At 49.8% G+C, this 18817-nt stretch carries 14 protein-coding genes; 1 reads left to right on the top strand and 13 read right to left on the bottom strand.

All coding sequences use genetic code 11. The features are described 5' to 3' along the window. Window position 1 precedes the first annotated feature (1 nt). Genes C8D98_RS01800 through C8D98_RS01850 form a run of 11 tightly spaced genes read right to left on the bottom strand, consistent with a single transcriptional unit; the run spans window position 2 to window position 13062 of the window. Complete coding sequence (locus C8D98_RS01800; RefSeq protein WP_132871496.1) at window positions 2-2941, bottom strand: chemotaxis protein CheA; 2940 nt, start codon at window positions 2939-2941, stop codon at window positions 2-4. Between the two features lie 15 nt (window positions 2942-2956). Then, entirely contained in the window at window positions 2957-3322 is a 366-nt protein-coding gene (locus tag C8D98_RS01805; protein ID WP_132871498.1) for a response regulator transcription factor, read from the bottom strand. Between the two features lie 2 nt (window positions 3323-3324). Further along, window positions 3325-4152, bottom strand: coding sequence for a CheR family methyltransferase (locus tag C8D98_RS01810; RefSeq protein ID WP_132871500.1), 828 nt, complete (start codon window positions 4150-4152; stop codon window positions 3325-3327). 16 nt (window positions 4153-4168) lie between these two features. Next, entirely contained in the window at window positions 4169-5224 is a 1056-nt protein-coding gene (locus C8D98_RS01815) for a HEAT repeat domain-containing protein (protein WP_132871502.1), read from the bottom strand. Window positions 5225-5244: 20 nt separating this feature from the next. Further along, the gene (locus tag C8D98_RS01820; protein ID WP_132871504.1) at window positions 5245-5607 is read right to left on the bottom strand and encodes a response regulator; all 363 of its coding nucleotides are present in this window, start codon (window positions 5605-5607) and stop codon (window positions 5245-5247) included. Beyond that, window positions 5607-5903, bottom strand: coding sequence for an STAS domain-containing protein (locus C8D98_RS01825; RefSeq protein WP_132871505.1), 297 nt, complete (start codon window positions 5901-5903; stop codon window positions 5607-5609). Before C8D98_RS01825 ends, C8D98_RS01820 begins: the two co-directional genes overlap by 1 nt. 2 nt (window positions 5904-5905) lie before the next feature. Then, window positions 5906-6970: a protein-glutamate methylesterase/protein-glutamine glutaminase gene (locus tag C8D98_RS01830; RefSeq protein WP_132871507.1), complete on the bottom strand. Its 1065-nt coding sequence runs from the start codon at window positions 6968-6970 to the stop codon at window positions 5906-5908. After that, window positions 6967-8478: a chemotaxis protein CheW gene (locus C8D98_RS01835; RefSeq protein WP_132871508.1), complete on the bottom strand. Its 1512-nt coding sequence runs from the start codon at window positions 8476-8478 to the stop codon at window positions 6967-6969. Before C8D98_RS01835 ends, C8D98_RS01830 begins: the two co-directional genes overlap by 4 nt. A 38-nt stretch (window positions 8479-8516) precedes the next feature. Then, window positions 8517-10757, bottom strand: coding sequence for a methyl-accepting chemotaxis protein (locus C8D98_RS01840; RefSeq protein WP_165871151.1), 2241 nt, complete (start codon window positions 10755-10757; stop codon window positions 8517-8519). A 20-nt stretch (window positions 10758-10777) separates the two neighbouring features. Then, window positions 10778-12277: an Hsp70 family protein gene (locus C8D98_RS01845; protein ID WP_132871511.1), complete on the bottom strand. Its 1500-nt coding sequence runs from the start codon at window positions 12275-12277 to the stop codon at window positions 10778-10780. Then, on the bottom strand, window positions 12274-13062 hold the full coding sequence (locus C8D98_RS01850; RefSeq protein WP_132871512.1) for a ParA family protein: 789 nt from the start codon (window positions 13060-13062) through the stop codon (window positions 12274-12276). Before C8D98_RS01850 ends, C8D98_RS01845 begins: the two co-directional genes overlap by 4 nt. Window positions 13063-13136: 74 nt before the next feature. Here C8D98_RS01850 and C8D98_RS01855 point away from each other — a divergent pair, with 74 nt between their 5' ends. Continuing rightward, a complete protein-coding gene (locus C8D98_RS01855; protein WP_132871514.1) occupies window positions 13137-13670 on the top strand; it encodes a D-glycero-alpha-D-manno-heptose-1,7-bisphosphate 7-phosphatase in 534 nt (177 codons plus the stop codon). Between the two features lie 64 nt (window positions 13671-13734). Here C8D98_RS01855 and C8D98_RS01860 read toward each other — a convergent pair whose 3' ends face one another. Both C8D98_RS01860 and C8D98_RS01865 read right to left on the bottom strand, forming a co-directional pair. Continuing rightward, complete coding sequence (locus C8D98_RS01860; RefSeq protein WP_132871516.1) at window positions 13735-14688, bottom strand: diguanylate cyclase; 954 nt, start codon at window positions 14686-14688, stop codon at window positions 13735-13737. Between the two features lies 1 nt (window position 14689). Then, the gene (locus C8D98_RS01865; RefSeq protein WP_132871518.1) at window positions 14690-18817 is read right to left on the bottom strand and encodes a hybrid sensor histidine kinase/response regulator; all 4128 of its coding nucleotides are present in this window, start codon (window positions 18815-18817) and stop codon (window positions 14690-14692) included.

Consider the following 18817-nt stretch of genomic DNA (forward strand, 5'->3'; position numbering starts at 1 on the left):
GTCATAATAATTTATTGACATTAAGGACAAGAACGGCCTTGCCATCGCCGAGTATTGTTACGCCTCCGATGTAGTTAAGGTGTGCGAAGTATTCGGGAACGGGTTTGATCGCGATGTCCATTCTGTTCAGGAGTTCATCGACTATTATACCCGTTTTTCCGTTATCTGTAACAGTTATTACGATGTTGACCTCTTCGGGCAGCTCTTTTTCTTTTTCGCCCAGAAGTTTTGACAGGTGAACCAGCGGCAGAACGTTTCCTCTGTAATAGATTCCGTTGCCGAAATGCAGGTCTTTCACCTGCTTTCTGTCAACCTTTATGGTCTCCGCCACGTTCTCAATGGGGAACGCATAGTGCTCGTCGGCTGCCATGCGTACCAGAAGCGATGTGGACATGCCTATGGTGACAGGTATTTTCATGATCATGCGGGTTCCGTCGCCCACAGAGGACTGAACGTCTATGTTGCCGCCCACGCTGGTTATGGAGCTTTTAACAACGTCCATACCTACGCCCCGTCCAGAGATGTCTGTGACTGTCTCCGCTGTGGAGAATCCCGGAGCAAGGATGAACTGGATTATCTCGTTGTCGGGCATGACGGCATCTTCGGGAGCCAGACCTTTGTTTATTGCTTTTGCAAGAATCTTTTTGGGGTCAATTCCTCGTCCGTCGTCGATAACCTCTATGTAGACAAAGCTGCCTTCATTGTAGGCCTTGAGGATAAGATGTCCCTCCTCAGGCTTGGAGGCGGCCGATCTTTCCGGCGGTGTCTCTATTCCGTGGTCACAGGAGTTGCGCACCAGATGCACCAGCGGGTCGGAGAGTATGTCGGCGATCTTTTTGTCGATCTCGGTGTCCTCGCCTATTATCCGCAGGTCTATCTGCTTGTTCTGCTTGCGTGCGATATCCCTTACCACTCTTGGGAACTTGTTGAAGATCTGCTTTATGGGAACCATCCGCAGAGACATGATATCCCTCTGGAGATCCTGCGCAATGCGGGAGATAAGGTTTGAGTTGTCTTTGAAGTCTTTAAGCAGGCTCGTGGGCAGATCGAACTCACGGATGAGCTTCTGCACCATATATTCGTAGGCGTTCTTTGCGACCACCAGTTCGCCTATAGTGTTGGTGAATTTGTCTATTTTCTCCTGGTCCACCTTCATGGACTGGGAATATTTTTCTTTGGATGCGCCGTCCTTCTCCTCCTGTTCCTCTTTTGTAAGGGCGGAGGCAAGGGATATGTTGCTGGTGTCGTCCGGCGAAACCGCCTTCATTATCACCTGTTTTTTTAGTGCAATCTCAAGGTCCTGCTTGTTCAGCTTGCCCTGATCCACCAGAATCTCGCCTATCTTCTTCTGCTGAGCCTTCGCCTCTTCAATCTCTTTCGGGGTCACTTTGCCCGATTCGATCAGCAGTTCACCCAACTTTTTGGCGGGTGATTTCAGTGCGGCGATATATTTTTCGATGTTTACGAGTTCCGATGAGAAATCCGCTCCGGAGCCTGCCTTCTGGCCGAATTTCTGCGCCAGATCGTTCAGGTCGGCGAATCCGATGTATTTAGCGGCATTGGCAAGCCCTGCGGCGGCACGTTTCAGCATGCCGTGGTTATTGTTGTTTGCCTTTGCCAGAGAGATTATCTCCAGAAACTGATCCACCTGCGACAGGAAAACCTTGATGTCGCCTGTGACAGCCGGAGTTTTCTCCTCCATGGTCAGCATGGATTCCTGCAGGTTGTTCAGCTGTTTATAGGTGCGGGGCATTTCGGGTGCGTTGTTAATAAGGATGGATTTCATCAGTGCTTTAACATCTGAAATGACGTTAAGGATGAACTCCGCCGCTTTTTTATCGAAGACGATTGAACCTGAACGGACTTTGTCCAGCATGTTTTCAACGAGGTGGGCGTATTTTTCGAGGAACTTAAAGCCCACATAGCCGCAGTCACCCTTGATATTGTGGAAAACCCTGAAAATATTGTCCAGTGCGTCTTTGGAGCCTTCGCCCGTTTTTTCTATGGTTATCAGGAAGTTCTCTATGGATTCGAAATAATCCTCAATGCCGCTGGCAAGCTCGGCCAGAAGCTCATTCTGGATGCCTTCTGTGTCCACGGTGTCGGGGATGTGGTCATATTCGTCATCATCTGTAATGTTGTGTGCTGATTCCGGAATAAACGTTTCCGCCGTTTCCTCCGGCTCATCCTCAAGTGAAACTTCTGTGATGGTCATGAGTTCTGGGTCAAAAGCCAGATCGGCTATCTCCTCTTTCGCCGCATCGGAGATTATGTAAACCTTCGGGCGCAGATGGAGCTTATACGGTTCGTGGGCGCTAAGCATATCTATTGAGGAGGTATCGGTGTCTGCAAAGTAGAACTCGGATATCTCTTTCAGATTTGAGAGAAGGGTCACGGGGTCGTAGCCGTTCTCAAGCATATCGTCGGTGAAGTTGAGGTCTATTTTATATGCCCTGCCGAAACCTGGGTTGTTCTGTTTAAGAATGGACGCTACGTTTCTGTCCGCTCTGGCAAGCGGGGAAGCTTCCTCCGTTTTTTCGGCAACGGCAGGAGCTGTGGCTCCGTCGGCCGCTGCGAACATTGCCAGAATACCGGATAGGTCACGGTCGTATTCTTTTTTGTTTCTTGCATATTCTATCATCTCAAACAGCACGTCAACGCCCTTAAGCAGAAGGTCGGTGATGTCGCCGTCGATGGTCAGCTGTCCGTTTCTGAGTTTGTCCAGAAGGGATTCGAGGTGGTGTGCGAAATCCGACATATTGTCGAATCCGAATCCGCCTGCACTGCCCTTTATAGTGTGTATGTTGCGGAAAACGGCGTTGAAAAGCTCCGTATCACCTTCGGATTCGGCCTTAAGGATGCTTTCGTTCGCATTTTCGAGCAGGTCTGTCGCCTCCTCAAGGAACTCCATTCTGAATTTTTCCATATCGATGTGAGTCATATTTGGCTCCGCTTATCAGATAATGCCGAGAAGCATTTTGATGTTAAGTATCAGGTCGTCGGGTTTAACGGGTTTCGTTATATAAAGGTTTGCACCGGATTCGTAGCCCATCCGGCGGTTTTCCAGCTCTTCCTGTGTGGTTATTATGATTATTGGCGTCTCTTTGCCCGTTTTTCTGTATTCTTTTATAAAGGTTATGCCGTCCATCCGGGGCATGTTAAGGTCGCACAGCATCAGCGCATAGTTGTTCTGGACGGCTTTTTCCAGAGCATCCATGCCGTCTATTGCGCCGTCTGCCTCGAATCCCGAAGACTTCAGTATGTTTCCGTGAAAATGTCTCACCATGTCCGAGTCATCGATAACAAGTACCTTAATAGCCATAACTACCCCTTATAATATACGACACTGCTGCCCATCCGCTTCATGCTGAATGCAGTGGTTATCCTGCCAACGGATTCGCTGTGACCCAGAAAAATGTATCCGCCCTTGTTCATGGCGATGTAGTAGTGATCCACCACCTGTTTTCTGGACAGGTCGTCAAAGTATATCAGCACGTTTCGGCAGAAGATGAAATCGAAGCCACGCTTGCGTCTCATGGCCTCTTTGTCCATGAGGTTCAGGTGTTCGAAACTGACCATGTTCCGCACCTCCTTTACGGGGGTGTGGTAGCCGTCCGACCGGATGAAGTATTTTGAGTAATACTCATCGGGCATATCTTTCAGGCTTCTGTCGTCGTACCTTGCGTTCTGCGCCTTAGCCAGAACGTTCTCATCTATGTCGCTGGCCAGAATGCGCACATCCCAGCCGGAAAGATTATCGAGCATCTCCCTGACGATTATCGCCAGAGTGTAGGGTTCCTCGCCTGTGGAGCATCCCGCAGACCAGATGCGGATGCTTTTGTCGCCTGAGGCGGCCTTGCGTTCGGCTATCTCCTGCAGGCAGTGCTCGGCGAAGGTTTCCAGAGTGGAAAACTCCCTGAAAAAATATGTCTCGTTAACGGTCAGCAGGTTCATAAGAGACTGAAACTCGTCCCCGTTGTCCTTGAACTTGAGAAAACGCAGGTAATCCCGCACATTGTCAATGTTCATTTCGATAAGCCGCTTCTCAACCCGCTTGTTGATGAAGTACCTTTTCTTATCTTCAAATTTTATGCCTGACTTTTTATAAATAAACGCTGTCAGGTCGATGTAGTCATCGTTGTTGATGAACATTAAAGCTGTGCCGCTCCTATAAGATTTCCAGAAGGCCCTGCAGCATCCTCCGGAATTCACCGTCCGCCATTTTCAGTTTTTTCTCGGTCAGTCTGATAGCTCTGTCCCTGTTGGTCACAGCCAGATGCTCCAGTGCCGTAAGGCTTATGTTCTCGTTTGCATCCGACGCCAGCTCCTCATAGAGCGAGGCCTTGTCCGGGATATCAAGGTGCGACACGATCTGCAGAAAAGTCAGCCTCTCCTCCGGATATCCGTCCAGATTTCTGAGGTTGTTCAGCATAAATTTTGTATGTTCCTCGTCCAGTTTGTGTATGTCGTTTCTGGATACGATCTTCAGCACGGCGTTGGCTATCTCTCTGAAATACATAGTGTTCTTGTTGTTCAGAAACGACAGCAGAAAATCCAGATGGCGTGTTGAGCCCTTTTCGCCCACCAGTCTGAGCACGGTCGGCTTGTAGAGACTCTCCATGTTTTTTCCGCCCACCACCGAAAGCACCCTGTCAACTGTCTGTGGCTTGCCCATTATCGTCAGCGTCTCAAGACAGGAGATGCGTATCATCGGCTCAGCGGTCTGCTCGAATATGGTCATGATGTCTTCCAGAGAGTCCTCGTCGTATATTTTTCCGAGGTATTCGACTGCGGTCATCATAACGTTGGGCGCCTTGTCGTTCAGTCCGGCACGCAGTGCGGGTATTGAATATTTTGAGCTGGTGGCCACCAGACTGTCCAGTATCAGCTTTCTGACCTCACGGTTGGGATGATCCATTATAGATGTCAGATAGGGTACTGCGTCCTCGCCTTTGGAACCGAAGATCTCTATGGCGCAGTTTCTGATATAGGCATCGGAGGATTCGAAGTAACTGGCTATCTCGCCGAAATACGGCGATACATCAAGCACTTTGAACGCTTCGACAATAAGCTCTCTCACAAGTCTGCTCTGCTCGCTGTACATATGGCTGATCAGCACGGGATAGAGCGACTCGTCCTTTTCCGAAAGGACGTCCTCAACGGTGTAGATACGCTCTGTTTCGTCCGTGTTTTTCAGCTTCTCTATGAGAGTCTGCCTGTCCACTGCGTTTCTCCTTCGGGTTTCTAGCCGATTATCTTTTTGATAACGGTCAGAAGGTCATTGGGTTTGAAAGGCTTGACTATCCACGCCTTGGCACCCGCCAGTCGCCCCTCCTCCTTGATGGAGGCCTGAGATTCCGTCGTAAGCATTATCACCGGGGTGAATTTATGGGTGGGGTTCTTTTTCATCTCTTTCAGGAAGGTTATGCCGTCCATATTGGGCATGTTCACGTCTGAAACCACCAGATTGAAACGTCCGGTCTCCAGTTTTTTCAGAGCATCAACGCCGTCTCTGGCATCCACAACCTCATATCCCGCTGACTTGAGTGTAGCCGCAACCAACTGACGCATGGTTATGGCATCGTCAACAATAAGAATCCGTTTCATTAATTACCTCCGACTGCATCTTGAATAGGCAGTCCGTATATATCTGTAAGTTTGTCCAGCTGTTCGCAGGACTTCAATGTTATCTTAGAACCTTCAGCTCTGGCGGTTTTGAAAAGAGAGAGTGCAATCTGCAGAAAAACAGTGTCCATTGAGGTCACTTTCGAAAAGTCGGCCTCAAGCTCTTTTCCGCCAAAGGAAATTTCGCCGAACAGGGATAGAAATTCCTCTGCCATGAATATTTCCGATTCAGCGGGAAAGGTCACTTTTATTTTGTTTTTCAGTTCTTTAACTTCCATTCTTACCACCCCCTGCCGACTTTGCGGCATATTTCAGCGGCTATTTTGTAGCTGGGCAGAACAATGTCCGTACAGCCTCTGTTGACAGCCTCTTTGGGCATTCCGTATACCACTGCTGTCTCTTCGGATTCGGCGATGGTGTATCCGCCGGCCTTTTTTATCAGACACATGGAGGCTGCGCCGTCGTTGCCCATTCCTGTCATGAGCACACCGAGGGTTTTGCTTCCGTATACGCCGGATGCGGATTCCATCATTATATCAACGCTGGGGATGAACGCATGGTCGGGGGTTTTGCCCAGACGGAGCGTAACATCGCCGTTCATTTTTTTGTACATCGTCATGTGGTTGCCCGCCCTGCCCACATAGCATACACCGGGGGTGACAATGTCTCCGGCCTCCGCCTCCTTCACAGTGATGCGGCAGGATTCGTTCAGCCTTCTGGCATAGGATTCTGTGAACCCCACAGGCATGTGCTGAACCATGAAGATGGCGGCATTTATATCCTGCGGAATGTGGGGCAGAACCTCAAAAATGGTTTTAGGCCCCCCTGTGGATATCCCTATGCAGACCACCTTGAAATCGGCAGAGCTGAGGGAGGATTCCGGAACCTCTATCATATGCTTTTCTATCACTGCTCTGTCGGTTCTTCGGGTGAGTTTTGAGAGTCCCATTCCGGCGGCTGCCTTAACCTTTATGGCCAGCTCCCTTTTAACGGTCTCAATATCTCTGGAAACGGTTCCGCTGGGCTTTGCCACAAAGTCGAAAGCCCCCAGTTCCAACGCCTGAAAGGTGGTGTTTGCACCCTCCTGCGTCAGGGAACTGAGCATTATCACGGGGCATATCTTCTTCTCGTGGATAATCCGGAGTGCCGTCAGTCCGTCCATAACGGGCATGTTGACGTCCAGAGTTATCACGTCGGGTTTGAGTGCCTCCGCCTTTGCTATTGCGTCTTCGCCGTTTCTTGCGGTGTCGATGACCTCAATGCCGAACGATTCGTCCAGCATCTCCTTTATCTTCTTCCGCATCAGTGCGGAATCATCGACAACCAGTACCCTTACTTTTTTCATTCCTGCTTCATCTTCTCCAGTTTTGTCATTTCGGATCTGGAAAACAGGTCTTCTATGTTCAGAAGGAGTATCATTCTCTGTTTGCTTGTGATGTTCACCACGCCGCCGATAAACTCGGAACTTACAGTTGCCGAAAGAACGGGGGGAACAGGTTCGATGTCGTCCTTTTTAATTCGCAGAACCTCGTCCACCTCGTCAACAACGAAACCAACCTTCATGTTTTTAAGGTTGACTATTATCACTCGGGTGAACTCGTCACGCTCTTTTGCGTTCAGGTCGAAACGGGAGCGAAGATCAATAAGGGGGATGACCTCGCCTCTCAGGTTTATTATCCCTTCCACAAATTTGGGCGTTTTCGGAACCTTGGTTACGTTGGTGTAGCGGTTTATCTCCTGCACCTTTTCAATGAGGATTCCGTACTGCTCGTTCTCTATGCGGAAAGTTACTATCTGTTTCTCTTCATCCTTTGCGGAGGTGTTCAGGTCTGCCATCGTAAGGTTACCTCCGGACTGGTCGGCCACTCTGGAAAGTGCCTCCAACTCCGTTTTGTTCACTATATTCTTTGTTTCAAGCGCCATAACGAGTCTTTCGCCCTTATCAAGCTTTAAAACTGCGGATATCTCGCTCTCCTCGTCGGAGAACGACTTGGGCGGTTCTTCGATAAGGGATTCGTCAACACTGAGAACAGCGTTCACCTTGTCTGCGGCGAAGGCCACAAGAACGTTGTTGATGTCCACAATGATAACTCTGCTGTTCTCGTTGTGGCCGTTGTGCCTTTTGCCGAATTTGTCGTGGAGCGAAAGCAGGGGGATAACCTTGCCTCTGAGCGAAAAAATGCCCATGACATAGTCCGGCAGGCCGGGGATTGCCGTCACTTCCGGCATCCAGATTATCTCGTTTATACGGTGTATCTCCACCGCATATTCCTGAGTTGTTATGTTGAAGCTGATGAAACGCTTGACCCGCATGTTCGCCGCTGCGGCCTCTTCCGCCCGCTCAACGGTGTTTCTGCGGAATCCCTGTTTCTCTATCTGAGCCTTAAGGGCTGTAATGTCTATCACTTCATCGGTGTTCAGAATCTGAACCAGAATTACGCTGCCGCCCTGATTCACCTTCATGATCCCTTTTACGTATCTTTTATCCACCTCTGCGTTAAGCATTTCGGGGAATGCATCCAGCTGATGTACCTCGGTGGATTTCACCTCGCTGACGGATTCCACAACGAAACCGTTCAGAGTTCCCTCTTTTTCAACGACGATGACCCTCGTGTCGTCCGTGTTCTCACACGGATGGGCATAGCCCAGCCTGAGCGAAAGGTCGGTAAGAGGAATGACCTCGCCCCTCAGGTTGCTCATTCCCACCACATAGGGGGGCATTTTGGGCACACGGGTGATGTGTGGCAGACGTATTATCTGCTTAACATCGTCGATACCTATGCCGTACGTCTCCTGCCCCAGGCGGAACGATACATATATACTGTCCTGCGGACTTTCAACTGCTGATGCCATTTTTGCTCTCCTTGCCGATATGCCTTAAAAGAGCAATATCAGAACGACTGCATTTCGTCTGCGAGGGATGCAACCTCTTCTGCCGCCGCCGCTATCTCGCGCAGGCCTTTGACCTGTTCTTCTGCGGCGTTCTTGGCCTCTTCGGAGAGTGATTTCAGGTTGTCTGCGGCCTCTCTTCCCTCCTGACATGCTCCGTTGACCTGTTCGACCTTATGCTCTGCGGCGTCCACATGGTCGCAGCATCTTGTGTAGAGCTCTTTAAGGTGTTTGCGTATCTCGGCAACGTCTGTAAGGTTTTCAACCGCATACTGGGATTTTGTGATCTGGATGCGGATGAGAGAGGTAATTTCTGAAAGCTCGGTCTGGAAGTTTATGACCTGCTCATACATTTCGTCCAGAATATCTTTCATCTTGTCGGCGTTGTCTGCGGATTCGTTTGCCAGCGCACGGATGTCGGCGGCAACAACGGAGAATCCTCTGCCGTATTCGCCGGAGCGTGCGGCTTCGATGTTTCCGTTAACAGCCAGCATGTTGGTCTGAATTGCAACGCTGTTTATGGTGTCCACGATCTTCTTTATGTTGCCGAATGATTTGTTCAGAACGGTAACTTCCTCGTGGATCTCTTTAAGGTTGTTGATTGAATACACAAAGCCTTTGATGATAAGCTCTATTCCCTGTTTGAAATCTCTGAACTGGGTTTTGAACTCATTTACTGCGGGTTTGACCTTTTCGTCATAAATTCTTCTGGCTTCCTGAAGTTTACCCTCTTTCATCAGGTGCTTTATTTCGGCTGCGCCGAGGTGTACATGATTATGGGGTTCACGGATACAGTCGTAGGCCTTCTCTTCTGTGCCCTGCTCGGGTTTGTATGTCAGATACCATGCGCCGAAAGCACACTTTGTGGGGTCGAGCTGACCGTGGAACTCTGAGTTGTTGGTAAGAGCCTCTTCCAGCTGGTTGATGTAGACTATGTGGTCTAGTGCCTTTATCTCGTTCAGAGCGTTGTCAACGAGTTTGCCGTGCTCAACCATTGTGTTCCAGCTGTTCTTTATCTGGGCTATGTGGTCGTCTATCTTGTCGAACTCTTTGGTTATTCCTGTTATCTCGGTGAATATCTCCGAAGTGCCAACGTCCATCTGGCCGATGGCTTTCTGAACTTCGTCAGCAGATGCATCGAGTTCTTCTATTGTGGAGGAGAGCTCTTCCGCTGCAGCGGCAACCTCTTCCGATGATTTTGCTATGTCTGTGGACTGTTTAAGGTCGTCCGCCATCTCCGCCAGTTCCTGCGAGGCGATGGTCAGTTCGCCGAAGGCTTTTGACTGCTCCTCTGTGAACTTGCCGACTTCTTCTGCGGCGGCGGCATTCTGTTCGGATGAAGACGCCAGCCTGTTAACAAGATCCATAGTGCGGGCTGTCTCTTCGCTCACAGCCAGAGCACCCCTCTTGATCTTCTGAACCTCCTGCCCGATTTCGTCTGTGTGGCTGCCCACATATCCGCAATGCTTGCTGATGAAATCGGCTTTGAAAAGGTTGGTTCTGGAGAGAATGAGGAAGTTGTCAACCTTGCTTACCACATGCTGAACCTGAGTAAGCGACTGGTCGATAACGTTCTTTATGTTTTTGGCTGATTTTTCGGATACTTCAGCCAGTGTACGCACTTCGTCGGCAACAACGGCAAACCCCTTTCCGTGTTCCCCTGCTCTGGCAGCCTCAATTGCAGCGTTGAGTGCCAGAAGGTTCGTCTGGTCGGCAATTTTTGTAACAACCTGAACTATCTGGCCGATTGAATCCGCCTTCTCTTTCAGCTGATCGACAAGCTGGGTGGATTCCTCAACCTTTTCGGTTGCGTCCTTAACCGAGTCTTTCAGTTCGTTTGCGGCTATCACGGTTGCTTTGACCTTTTTGATAAGCTCGCCGGTGGAGCTTTCATATTCTATTGTGGTGGAGAGTACGTTTTTAGCGTCAACTTCAAGCAGTGACGTGTCGTTCTTGATCCCTTCTGCACTGCGGCTTGCCTGTGCGGAGGCGATGCTCACCTGTTCCATTGAAGAGTTAAGCTGAGTTGCCGCACTGGAGGCCTGTTCAATGGCCGATGCCATCTGTTCGGAGGCCGTGGCGAGTCTTTCCGCATTTGACTGCTGTTTGGCCAGAGTTCTTGCTCTTGCCTTTTCAACGGCAATTTTTTTGGACTCCTCTCTCGTCAGCGCAGCGGATTCGGCGTCTTTCTTCAGAATACCTGTCCTTCCGGTGAGGCTGGTGGGTTTTGCCAGCTTTTTCATACTCATACCTCCAAATGAACCTAATATATTTTTATATCAGCTATTTTATCAGAATCCACGGTAGCTTTCAGCGTGAAATCCGCTTCCCTACCAGAATTGACGTCTTTTGCGATAACAGTTACGATGCCGCTGTCGTCAATATCAAAGCATATATCTATAAGTTTTTCTTCTGTAACATTTTCTACTGAAAAGTTGAACTTTGCAAGGCTTACGAAAAATTCCGGATCATTTTCGGGACTGTCGGAAACGTTCAGGCTGGAATTTGCTGTGTCCTGCAGAACGTGGACCGTTATGTCGTTAATGTCTTCGCTGGCGGTTGTGAACCTTTGGGTGAAGGACACGGGGTAGGGTTCGTTCTTGCGCATTATTATCTCGAACATTCCGTTGTCATCCTCCAGTCCCATGTTGTGACTGGTGACATCGAAAAAGGTTCTGTCGCCCAAAAGCCCCTTGCGCATTGCGGCGTTTGTTGCCGCACCGCACACCACGGCCTCTTCGGGGTTCAGGTCTTTGCTCACGCTGGAGCCGAACAGAGACTCGACGAACGCCCGCACATTGCATATCCTGCTGGCTCCGCCAACAGGCAGAACACGGCTGATATCCTCAGGTTTTATATTGTTTTCACGCAGTAATTCCTCAGTTATCTCCCTGATTCCCTGAATGATAGGCTCAGTTATCTTCCCGAAAAGCTGTTTGTTCAGCTCCATCTTGAAATGCAGAGGCCCTTTGGGGGTAATGGTGATGTATGGGATAACCAGATTTGTTTCGTTAAGGCTGGAAAGCTCCATCTTGGCCTTTTCCGCCTGAAACAGAAGCTGCTGATAGGCTATGGGGTCGGTTTTCAGGTCTATCCCGTGGAGTTTGCGGAATTCGTCGTTCAGATAGTCCGCCACCGCCACGTCAAAATCCACCCCGCCTATGCGGGTGGAGCCGCCTGTTGCTATCACTTTCAGGCAGTCTTTATTCAGCTCTATCAGGCTTATGTCAAGTGTTCCGCCGCCAAGGTCGAACACCAGACACAGCTCGTTCTCTTTCTTGCCGATGTTGTTGTAATAGATTGCCGCCGCAGTGGGTTCGTTCAGCAGTGCCGAAACCTCAAAACCCGCCGCCTGTGCCGATGCACGGACAGCCTCTCTCTGGAGATGGTCAAAATAAGCCGGAACGGTGATAACTGCTTCCGCAGTTTCGTCTCCGGTGTAGTCCTTGTGCAGGCCTTTCAGCTTTTTGAAAAACAGGGTGGCCAGCTCAGCCGAAGTGTATTCCTGCCCGTAGATGCTGAATTTTTTATCGGAACCCATGTATCTTTTTACGTTTGAGATGGTGTTTTCGGACTCCAGCATCTGCATGCTGCGTGCGTTGTCGCCCGTAACCGCCTCTTTACTGTTTTTGAAATAGATTACAGACGGAAGAAACCGTTTCCCGCTGTCGGAAGAGATGACCTCGATGACTCCCTTCTCCTTAAATATTGCTATCATGGAGTTTGTTGTCCCGAAATCTATGCCGACCGGATATCTGCTCATTTGGACGCTCCTTTACCGATTTTGACTCTGTCCAGTATAAAATCGGCCAAAAGGTTAAAATCCATACACCCTCTGCTGTGCGGAGCGAATAAATTTATGGGGATTCTGAATTCCGGCGCCTCGGCAACCTTTATATCGTTGCGTATCCGGGGGGAGATCATGTTTTCACCGAAGTTTTCATAGATCTCTTTCATCACTCTTTTCGAATGATTGCTTCGTATGTCGTACTGATTGGGGATTATGCCGCACATGCGCAGGTCCGGGTTGAAGGCCGCATTTATGCGGTAGATTGTCTGGGTGAGCTGTGCGAGACCCTCTATTGCAAGGAAGTTCAGCAGAATGGGGATGAATACCGATTCCGCCGCCGCCAGTGCGTTCAGCGTCAGTGCCGCCACGGTGGGCGGAGTGTCTATAAGGATGCAGTCGTAATCGTTGCGGAAATCCAGAAGCACTTTTTTCAGCTGTCCTTCGGGGTTGGGCTTGTCCAGCAGGTGCTTTATGAAGGTGGATGAAAAAGCTGTGGATGCGGGCAGAACATCGTAAAGCCCGTGTTCCGATCTGAAAAGAGCGTCCTTTCCGGAGCATTTTCCCAACAGGGCATCATATATGCTCAGGTAGGAGTCGTAAGTGTTTACGCCCGACCAGAAAGAAAGGTGCGCCTGCGGGTCAAGGTCTATGGTCAGAACCCTGTATCCACGGCTCCCGAGCACGCCTGCGACATTGACAACTGTCGAGGTCTTTCCGCTACCGCCTTTTTTGTTTGCAAAAGTTATAACCGCTGACATAATTGTATACAATTATAGTATAATTTTGAAAATTATGCTACATCCATGTTTATGAAAAAAATGGCGGAGACGGTATGACAAAAGGACTTTTTCTGGACAGGGACGGGATTGTCAACATCGATAAAGGATACATCCACAAGGCGGCTGATATTGAATTTGTTGACGGGATATTTGACCTGTGCCTTCTTGCGAACTTTAAAGGATACAAGATATTCATAGTGACCAATCAGGCAGGGGTGGACAGAGGGTATTATACCGAAGAGGATGTTCAGACACTCCATGCGTGGATGAGGACGCAGTTTGAGGCCAGAGGCGTGGAGATAACGGATTTTTTCTATTGCCCCCATCACCCGAATTTCTCAGGCGACTGCGGCTGCCGCAAGCCTAATCCAGGGATGCTCCTTCTTGCCATGAATATGTACGATGTTGATGCATCAAAGTCAGTCATGGTTGGCGACAAGGTTTCGGATGTTCAGGCGGGCAGAAATGCAGGTGTGGGTCTTAATATCATCGTTTCCAGCGAATATTTTGACGGCAAGCCCGAAGAGGCTGACTATATGTTTTCAAGTGTGGAAGAGGTTTACGGATTTCTGAAAGAGAGGCTTTGAGACTCTTCGCTTACGTTTAAAGTGACGGCGTGGTTACGTCATTCTGAGGCATAGCCGAAGAATCTCACTCCGCCTGAACGACCTTGTTTCTGCCGGTCTGCTTGCCCAGATAGAGGGCGTCGTCGGCTTTTTTGATGCTCTGCTCAATTCCGATGTATTTGTCGAACTGGGACACGCCGAAAGTCATTGTAACGCAGAATTGTTCTCCGGCATAACTGAGTATTGCGTCTTTGATGGCCTCTCTCAGCTTTTCAGCCACAGAAACAGCCTGACCAAGTTCAGTCAGCGGCAGCATTATTAAAAATTCCTCGCCTCCCCAGCGGGATACGATATCCTGCTGACGAAGGTTGCTTTTCATGATGTCAGCCACGGTTCTGAGCACATAGTCTCCCGTGTCGTGGCCGAAAGTATCGTTAACCTTCTTGAAAAAGTCGATGTCGCACATTATCAGTGAAAAATAGCCCCCGTTGCGGTCGCAGCGGGAAACCTCCACAGCCATCTGGTTCATTATGCTTCTGCGGTTTGCCAGCCCTGTGAGGGAGTCGGTGAGAGCCAGTTTTTCGATGGTCTCATATGCCAGCTGAAGCTCCCTGTTCTTCTCCTCCAGCATGTCTCTGGAGAGTTTCAGGTCGAGGTGGGTGCGGATTCGCATGAGCAGTTCGGGCTCGTGGAAAGGTTTTGATATATAGTCGACCCCGCCCGCTTCAAAGCCTTCCACAGCGTCTTCGGCTTCTGTTTTCGCCGTTATGAAGATAACCGGGATATTCGCTGTTTCGGGGTTCTTTTTGAGCTGACGGCACACCTCATATCCGTCCATATCGGGCATCATAACATCCAGAAGAACCATATCCGGCTTGGTGGAATTGATAAATTCCAGCGCTTCGTAGCCGTTCATTGCGAAGGCGAGGCCGTATTTGGTATTCTCTTTCAGAATGTTGCCCAAAACTTTCAGGTTCTGGGGGTTGTCGTCAACCACCAGAAGAAGTGTCTTGTTGTACTCGGTTGCGGGGGTGTTCATTTCAGCTCTCTTTTGCTTTTTCGTGCATCAGGCTCAATAATTTTCTTATTTTGTCAATTTCCATATTATCTATACATGTTTTTAGATAACCCGACAATGAAATTATAACGCTGTTTTCCGCTTTTTGCCCTTCTAAATACATCATATCAGCCAGTTTGTGAGCAAAGTCCATGTCGACTGCCGGCACTCTGTTAGACACCATGGTTATTATTTCGGGCATTTTCTCTTTATTTGCAAAAAGTTCGCTGATCATTTCCTCCGGCGGAAGATCCGGAAGTTTTTTAGGTTTTGAATGTGCGCCTACCACTGTAGGTAGGTACTTGGCTGTGACCTGCATAAGGTGGGCAAAATCAGCAGGCTTCATAAGGAAATCGCTGAAAATTCCGCCCCTGTTGGTTTCTTCGTGCGCCGCTGTGAGGGCTATCAATGGAATGTTGGCCGTAAGCGGATTTTCTTTCAGCCTGACAGCGGTTTCAAATCCGTCCATGTCGGGCATGCGGATATCCATTACTATAAGCGAAGGGATTATCTCCTCTGCAATGAGGGTGGCGGCGTTTCCGTTCTGTGCTTCCAGAACGGTCAGCCCGCACCGTTCATACATCTCCCGAAGGATATTCCTGCTCATCTCGTCGTCGTCAACAATCAGCACTCTGGCGGGTTTGAATGTCATCGAGATAATGTCCGGCATCTCGGTGTAGGTTGATTCGGCCTCTTTTGTGCCGGGCAGGTAAAGGGTGAACTCTGACCCTTTGCCCACCTGACTGGTCACGGTTATGGTTCCGCCCATTATCTGAGCCAGTTTAAGGGATATGGAGAGTCCCAGTCCGGTTCCGCCGTAGCGGTTTATGTTGTGGTCGTCCCTTTGGCGGAAGGGTTCGAAGATGGTCTGGAAGTCGGATTCGGGGATGCCTATTCCGGTGTCGGAAACAGTTATGCGCAGATCCAGCCTGCCGTCGGCCAGAGGGGTTGCGAATGCTGTTATCTTAACAAAACCCTTTTCAGTGAATTTTACTGCATTGCCCACCAGATTCAGAAGTATCTGGCGGAGTCTTGCGCCGTCCAGAATGAGTGCCGCCGGAACGGATCTGTCCACACTGCTGGATATGCTGACCCCTTTTGTAGCGGATTTCAGGGCGAACATGCTGACTGTGTCGTTTATCAGCTGTCGAAGATTCGATGGTGCAGGGCTCACTCTGGCGGCCTTCGCCTCCAGTTTCGATATGTCGAGGATGTCGTTTATGAGGTTCAGCAGTGCCCTGCCGCTGGTTTTTATGGATTTTATGTAGGAGCGTGCCTTGATGTCCTTTACTCTGGCCTCAAGCAGTTCGCTGAAACCTATGACTGCGTTCAGCGGGGTTCGGATCTCGTGGCTCATGTTGGCGAGGAACTCGCTTTTTGCCATGTCCGCTTTCTCTGCTTTTTCTTTTGACTGTTTCAGTTCGTTCTCATATTTTTTGCGGTCGGTTATATCCCTCGCGATGGTGAAGATAAGCCCGTTGTCCCTGTCGGCTGTTGCATACCAAGAGAGCCAGACTGTTCTGCCGTCTTCCGACAGATGCCTGCTTTCATAGTCGCTTATGTCCTGTCCCTGAACAAGTCTGATGAGGAAATCCGCAGCATTGACGGCCTCGTCCTTTGAAAAAAATTCAAGGAAATATTTTTTTTCTATGGCCTGAAGTCTCTTGCCGAATGTTGTTTCAAACGCCCTGTTGACGTACCTAATCATCCCTTTGAAATCCACGATGCAGATTATATCGAGGCTGTGTTCGAATATTCTGTCCCTTTCGGCTTTGGTGCGCTCGGCTTCGGTGATGTCCACCAGCTGAGCGACGATGTACATGGGTGTGTTGTTTTCATCATAGGCCAGTGCAGCACTTACGGATGCTGTGACCACATGGCCTTTCTTATGAATATATTTATTGATGGTGTAATAGTTCGGTTTTTCGCCGGAAAGGAGCGTACTGATGAGTTTTGCGGATGCATCCGCATAGTCCGGATGCAGGAAGCTTGACGACAGTTTTCTGTCCATCTCTCCCCTGCCGTAGCCCAGCATCTTCTCCAGTGCCCTGTTAACCTGAATCACCTCTCCGGTTATGGTTGTGATGGCCATTCCGTTTGCGGATGATTCGAAAGCCGCACGGAATCTGTTTTCGCTGGCTCTGAGCTCCGCCGTGCGCTGTTCCACTTTCTTTTCCAGTTCGGCGTTCAGCCTGTTTATCTCCTCCTCTGCGTCCTTACGCTCTTTCAGCCTCCAGACGCCCTCCATGAAATGTATCAGACCTATGGATTCGTTGGTGGTGTATGGAGTTTCCTTGCCGCCCAGACACAGAATGAGGCTCACCCCTCCCTGCGCCATTAGCGGGATTATCATGGTGTTCCTGCCGTCCGTGCCTATGTAGGGTTCGTTTTCTGCCAGAACCTTTTCAAGACCTGGAATGGAATCGTTCTTAATGAAAACCGACTCCTGAAGAGAGTAGACGTTCTTTTTCTGCTGATCCAGAGAAGCCACAAGGCGAAGTCCGCCCGCCTCTCTGTCCATGATGCTTATTGCGCCCTCTTTGCTCTCTGTCTGCTCAACGGCACTGTCCAGAGCGTATTCCAGAATTTCTTCAAACTCCGCCTCATACATCTGGCCGAGTATCGCAAGGGAGCGGTTGCGCTTTTCGTTCATGCTGGCGAACATTTCCGACTGACGCTTGGCGGTGATGTCTCTGGCGGACACCACCATGCTGGTTATTGCGCCGTCTTCAACTATGGGGCTGATGCTCACCTCATATATCCCGCCGAAGAAGCGGGCCTCGGTGCGTATGTGCCGCTTGTTGGCCACAGCTTTTTCAAATTCCTGCCGGATAAGCGGAATATCTTTCAGAATATCCCAGAGGCAGGTTCCCGGTGTTGTCTGGCGTTTCGTACCTGCCAGAATGAGAAACTGGACGTTGCAGTCCAGAATATTCGCCTGTCTGTCAACAAGCAGGATCATATCCCGTGAGGCATCCAGAATCTTCCGGAGTGCCAGCTCCCGTTCTCTCAGAGCCTTCTCAATGTTCAGGATATCTGTGAGATCCTCACCTGCGGCTATGACTGTCAGAGTGTTGTTCTGCTCGGTGATATAGGATACGTTCCAGAGTATCTCCCGTTCGGTTCCGCCCTGATAGAGCGCAGGCACAACGGCTATGCGGCTCTGTTTCTCCGGGTTAACGAACAGTTCGGCGGCTCTTTCCTTCTGGCTGGCAGGAATATAATTGTCCAGAAAATTGGTTCCTATCGCCGCCTCTTCCCGGTCTCCCAGAAACGCCAGTGCTTTGGAGTTGGCTCTTATGATGGTTCCATGCTCATCCAGAACAAAGAAAAGGCTGGCGGCGGATTCCAGATATTTTTTTGCCCGTTCGGTCTCGGTTTCGGCGTTCTTCTGGGCTGTTCTGAGAGGGGTCACGTCCTTGCCAATGCAGTAAACGTTGCTGACCAGACCTTCCTGATTGTAGTGGATGCTTACGCTCCAGAGAATGTTCTTTATTCTGCCTGCCGAATCCTTCTGCCTGTTTTCGAAAGAGGCGGCGGAGACACCCTCGACACTCCATTCGTTGAGTATTCTGGCGGTTGGCTTTATGTCTTCCGGATAGGTGAAGTCCAGTATCGTGCGTGTCAGTATCTCGTCGGTGTTCTTTCCGTAGAAAACCTCGGCCGCACGGTTCACATAGTCAATCCGTCCGGTGCTGTCCATCCGGATTATAATGCTGTCGGAATGCTCTATGAAATCTTCGTAAAGGTTTTTTTCTTCCATTCGGGAGCGCAGGTCGGCTATGGGGCCTGCGGCTGAGAGTATCTCGCTGTAGGTCACGGGGGGCTGGGCAAAGAATGCCGGCATGCCGCCTGAGAGAGAGTTTTTTTTGACGGTGTCAAAGGTTTCCGATACGAACATCAGATTTGCGCCGCCGAGATGAATGTCGATGCTGTCCCTGTCGGGGAAGGAGTGTCCTTTTCTGGCATCAATGATAACAAGGTCGAATGGCTGGGTGGGTATCAGGTTAACGTTTTCAGGGGAAAAAAGGTCATAGTACGGGCGTCGGTCTGAAAAGAGGGAATCCGGTTCGGCAGAAACAACAGCCAGTCTGAACCTGTTGAAAGACAT

The organism is Seleniivibrio woodruffii (genome assembly GCF_004339245.1).
GTDB lineage: Bacteria > Chrysiogenota > Deferribacteres > Deferribacterales > Geovibrionaceae > Seleniivibrio > Seleniivibrio woodruffii.

Coding starts and splice junctions, on each gene's coding strand:
- C8D98_RS01800 (WP_132871496.1), bottom strand. CDS start 2,941: ATGACTCACATCGATATGGAAAAATTCAGAATGGAGTTCCTTGAGGAG.
- C8D98_RS01805 (WP_132871498.1), bottom strand. CDS start 3,322: ATGGCTATTAAGGTACTTGTTATCGATGACTCGGACATGGTGAGACAT.
- C8D98_RS01810 (WP_132871500.1), bottom strand. CDS start 4,152: ATGTTCATCAACAACGATGACTACATCGACCTGACAGCGTTTATTTAT.
- C8D98_RS01820 (WP_132871504.1), bottom strand. CDS start 5,607: ATGAAACGGATTCTTATTGTTGACGATGCCATAACCATGCGTCAGTTG.
- C8D98_RS01825 (WP_132871505.1), bottom strand. CDS start 5,903: ATGGAAGTTAAAGAACTGAAAAACAAAATAAAAGTGACCTTTCCCGCT.
- C8D98_RS01830 (WP_132871507.1), bottom strand. CDS start 6,970: ATGAAAAAAGTAAGGGTACTGGTTGTCGATGATTCCGCACTGATGCGG.
- C8D98_RS01835 (WP_132871508.1), bottom strand. CDS start 8,478: ATGGCATCAGCAGTTGAAAGTCCGCAGGACAGTATATATGTATCGTTC.
- C8D98_RS01840 (WP_165871151.1), bottom strand. CDS start 10,757: ATGAAAAAGCTGGCAAAACCCACCAGCCTCACCGGAAGGACAGGTATT.
- C8D98_RS01845 (WP_132871511.1), bottom strand. CDS start 12,277: ATGAGCAGATATCCGGTCGGCATAGATTTCGGGACAACAAACTCCATG.
- C8D98_RS01850 (WP_132871512.1), bottom strand. CDS start 13,062: ATGTCAGCGGTTATAACTTTTGCAAACAAAAAAGGCGGTAGCGGAAAG.
- C8D98_RS01855 (WP_132871514.1), top strand. CDS start 13,137: ATGACAAAAGGACTTTTTCTGGACAGGGACGGGATTGTCAACATCGAT.
- C8D98_RS01860 (WP_132871516.1), bottom strand. CDS start 14,688: ATGAACACCCCCGCAACCGAGTACAACAAGACACTTCTTCTGGTGGTT.
- C8D98_RS01865 (WP_132871518.1), bottom strand. CDS start 18,817: ATGTCTTTCAACAGGTTCAGACTGGCTGTTGTTTCTGCCGAACCGGAT.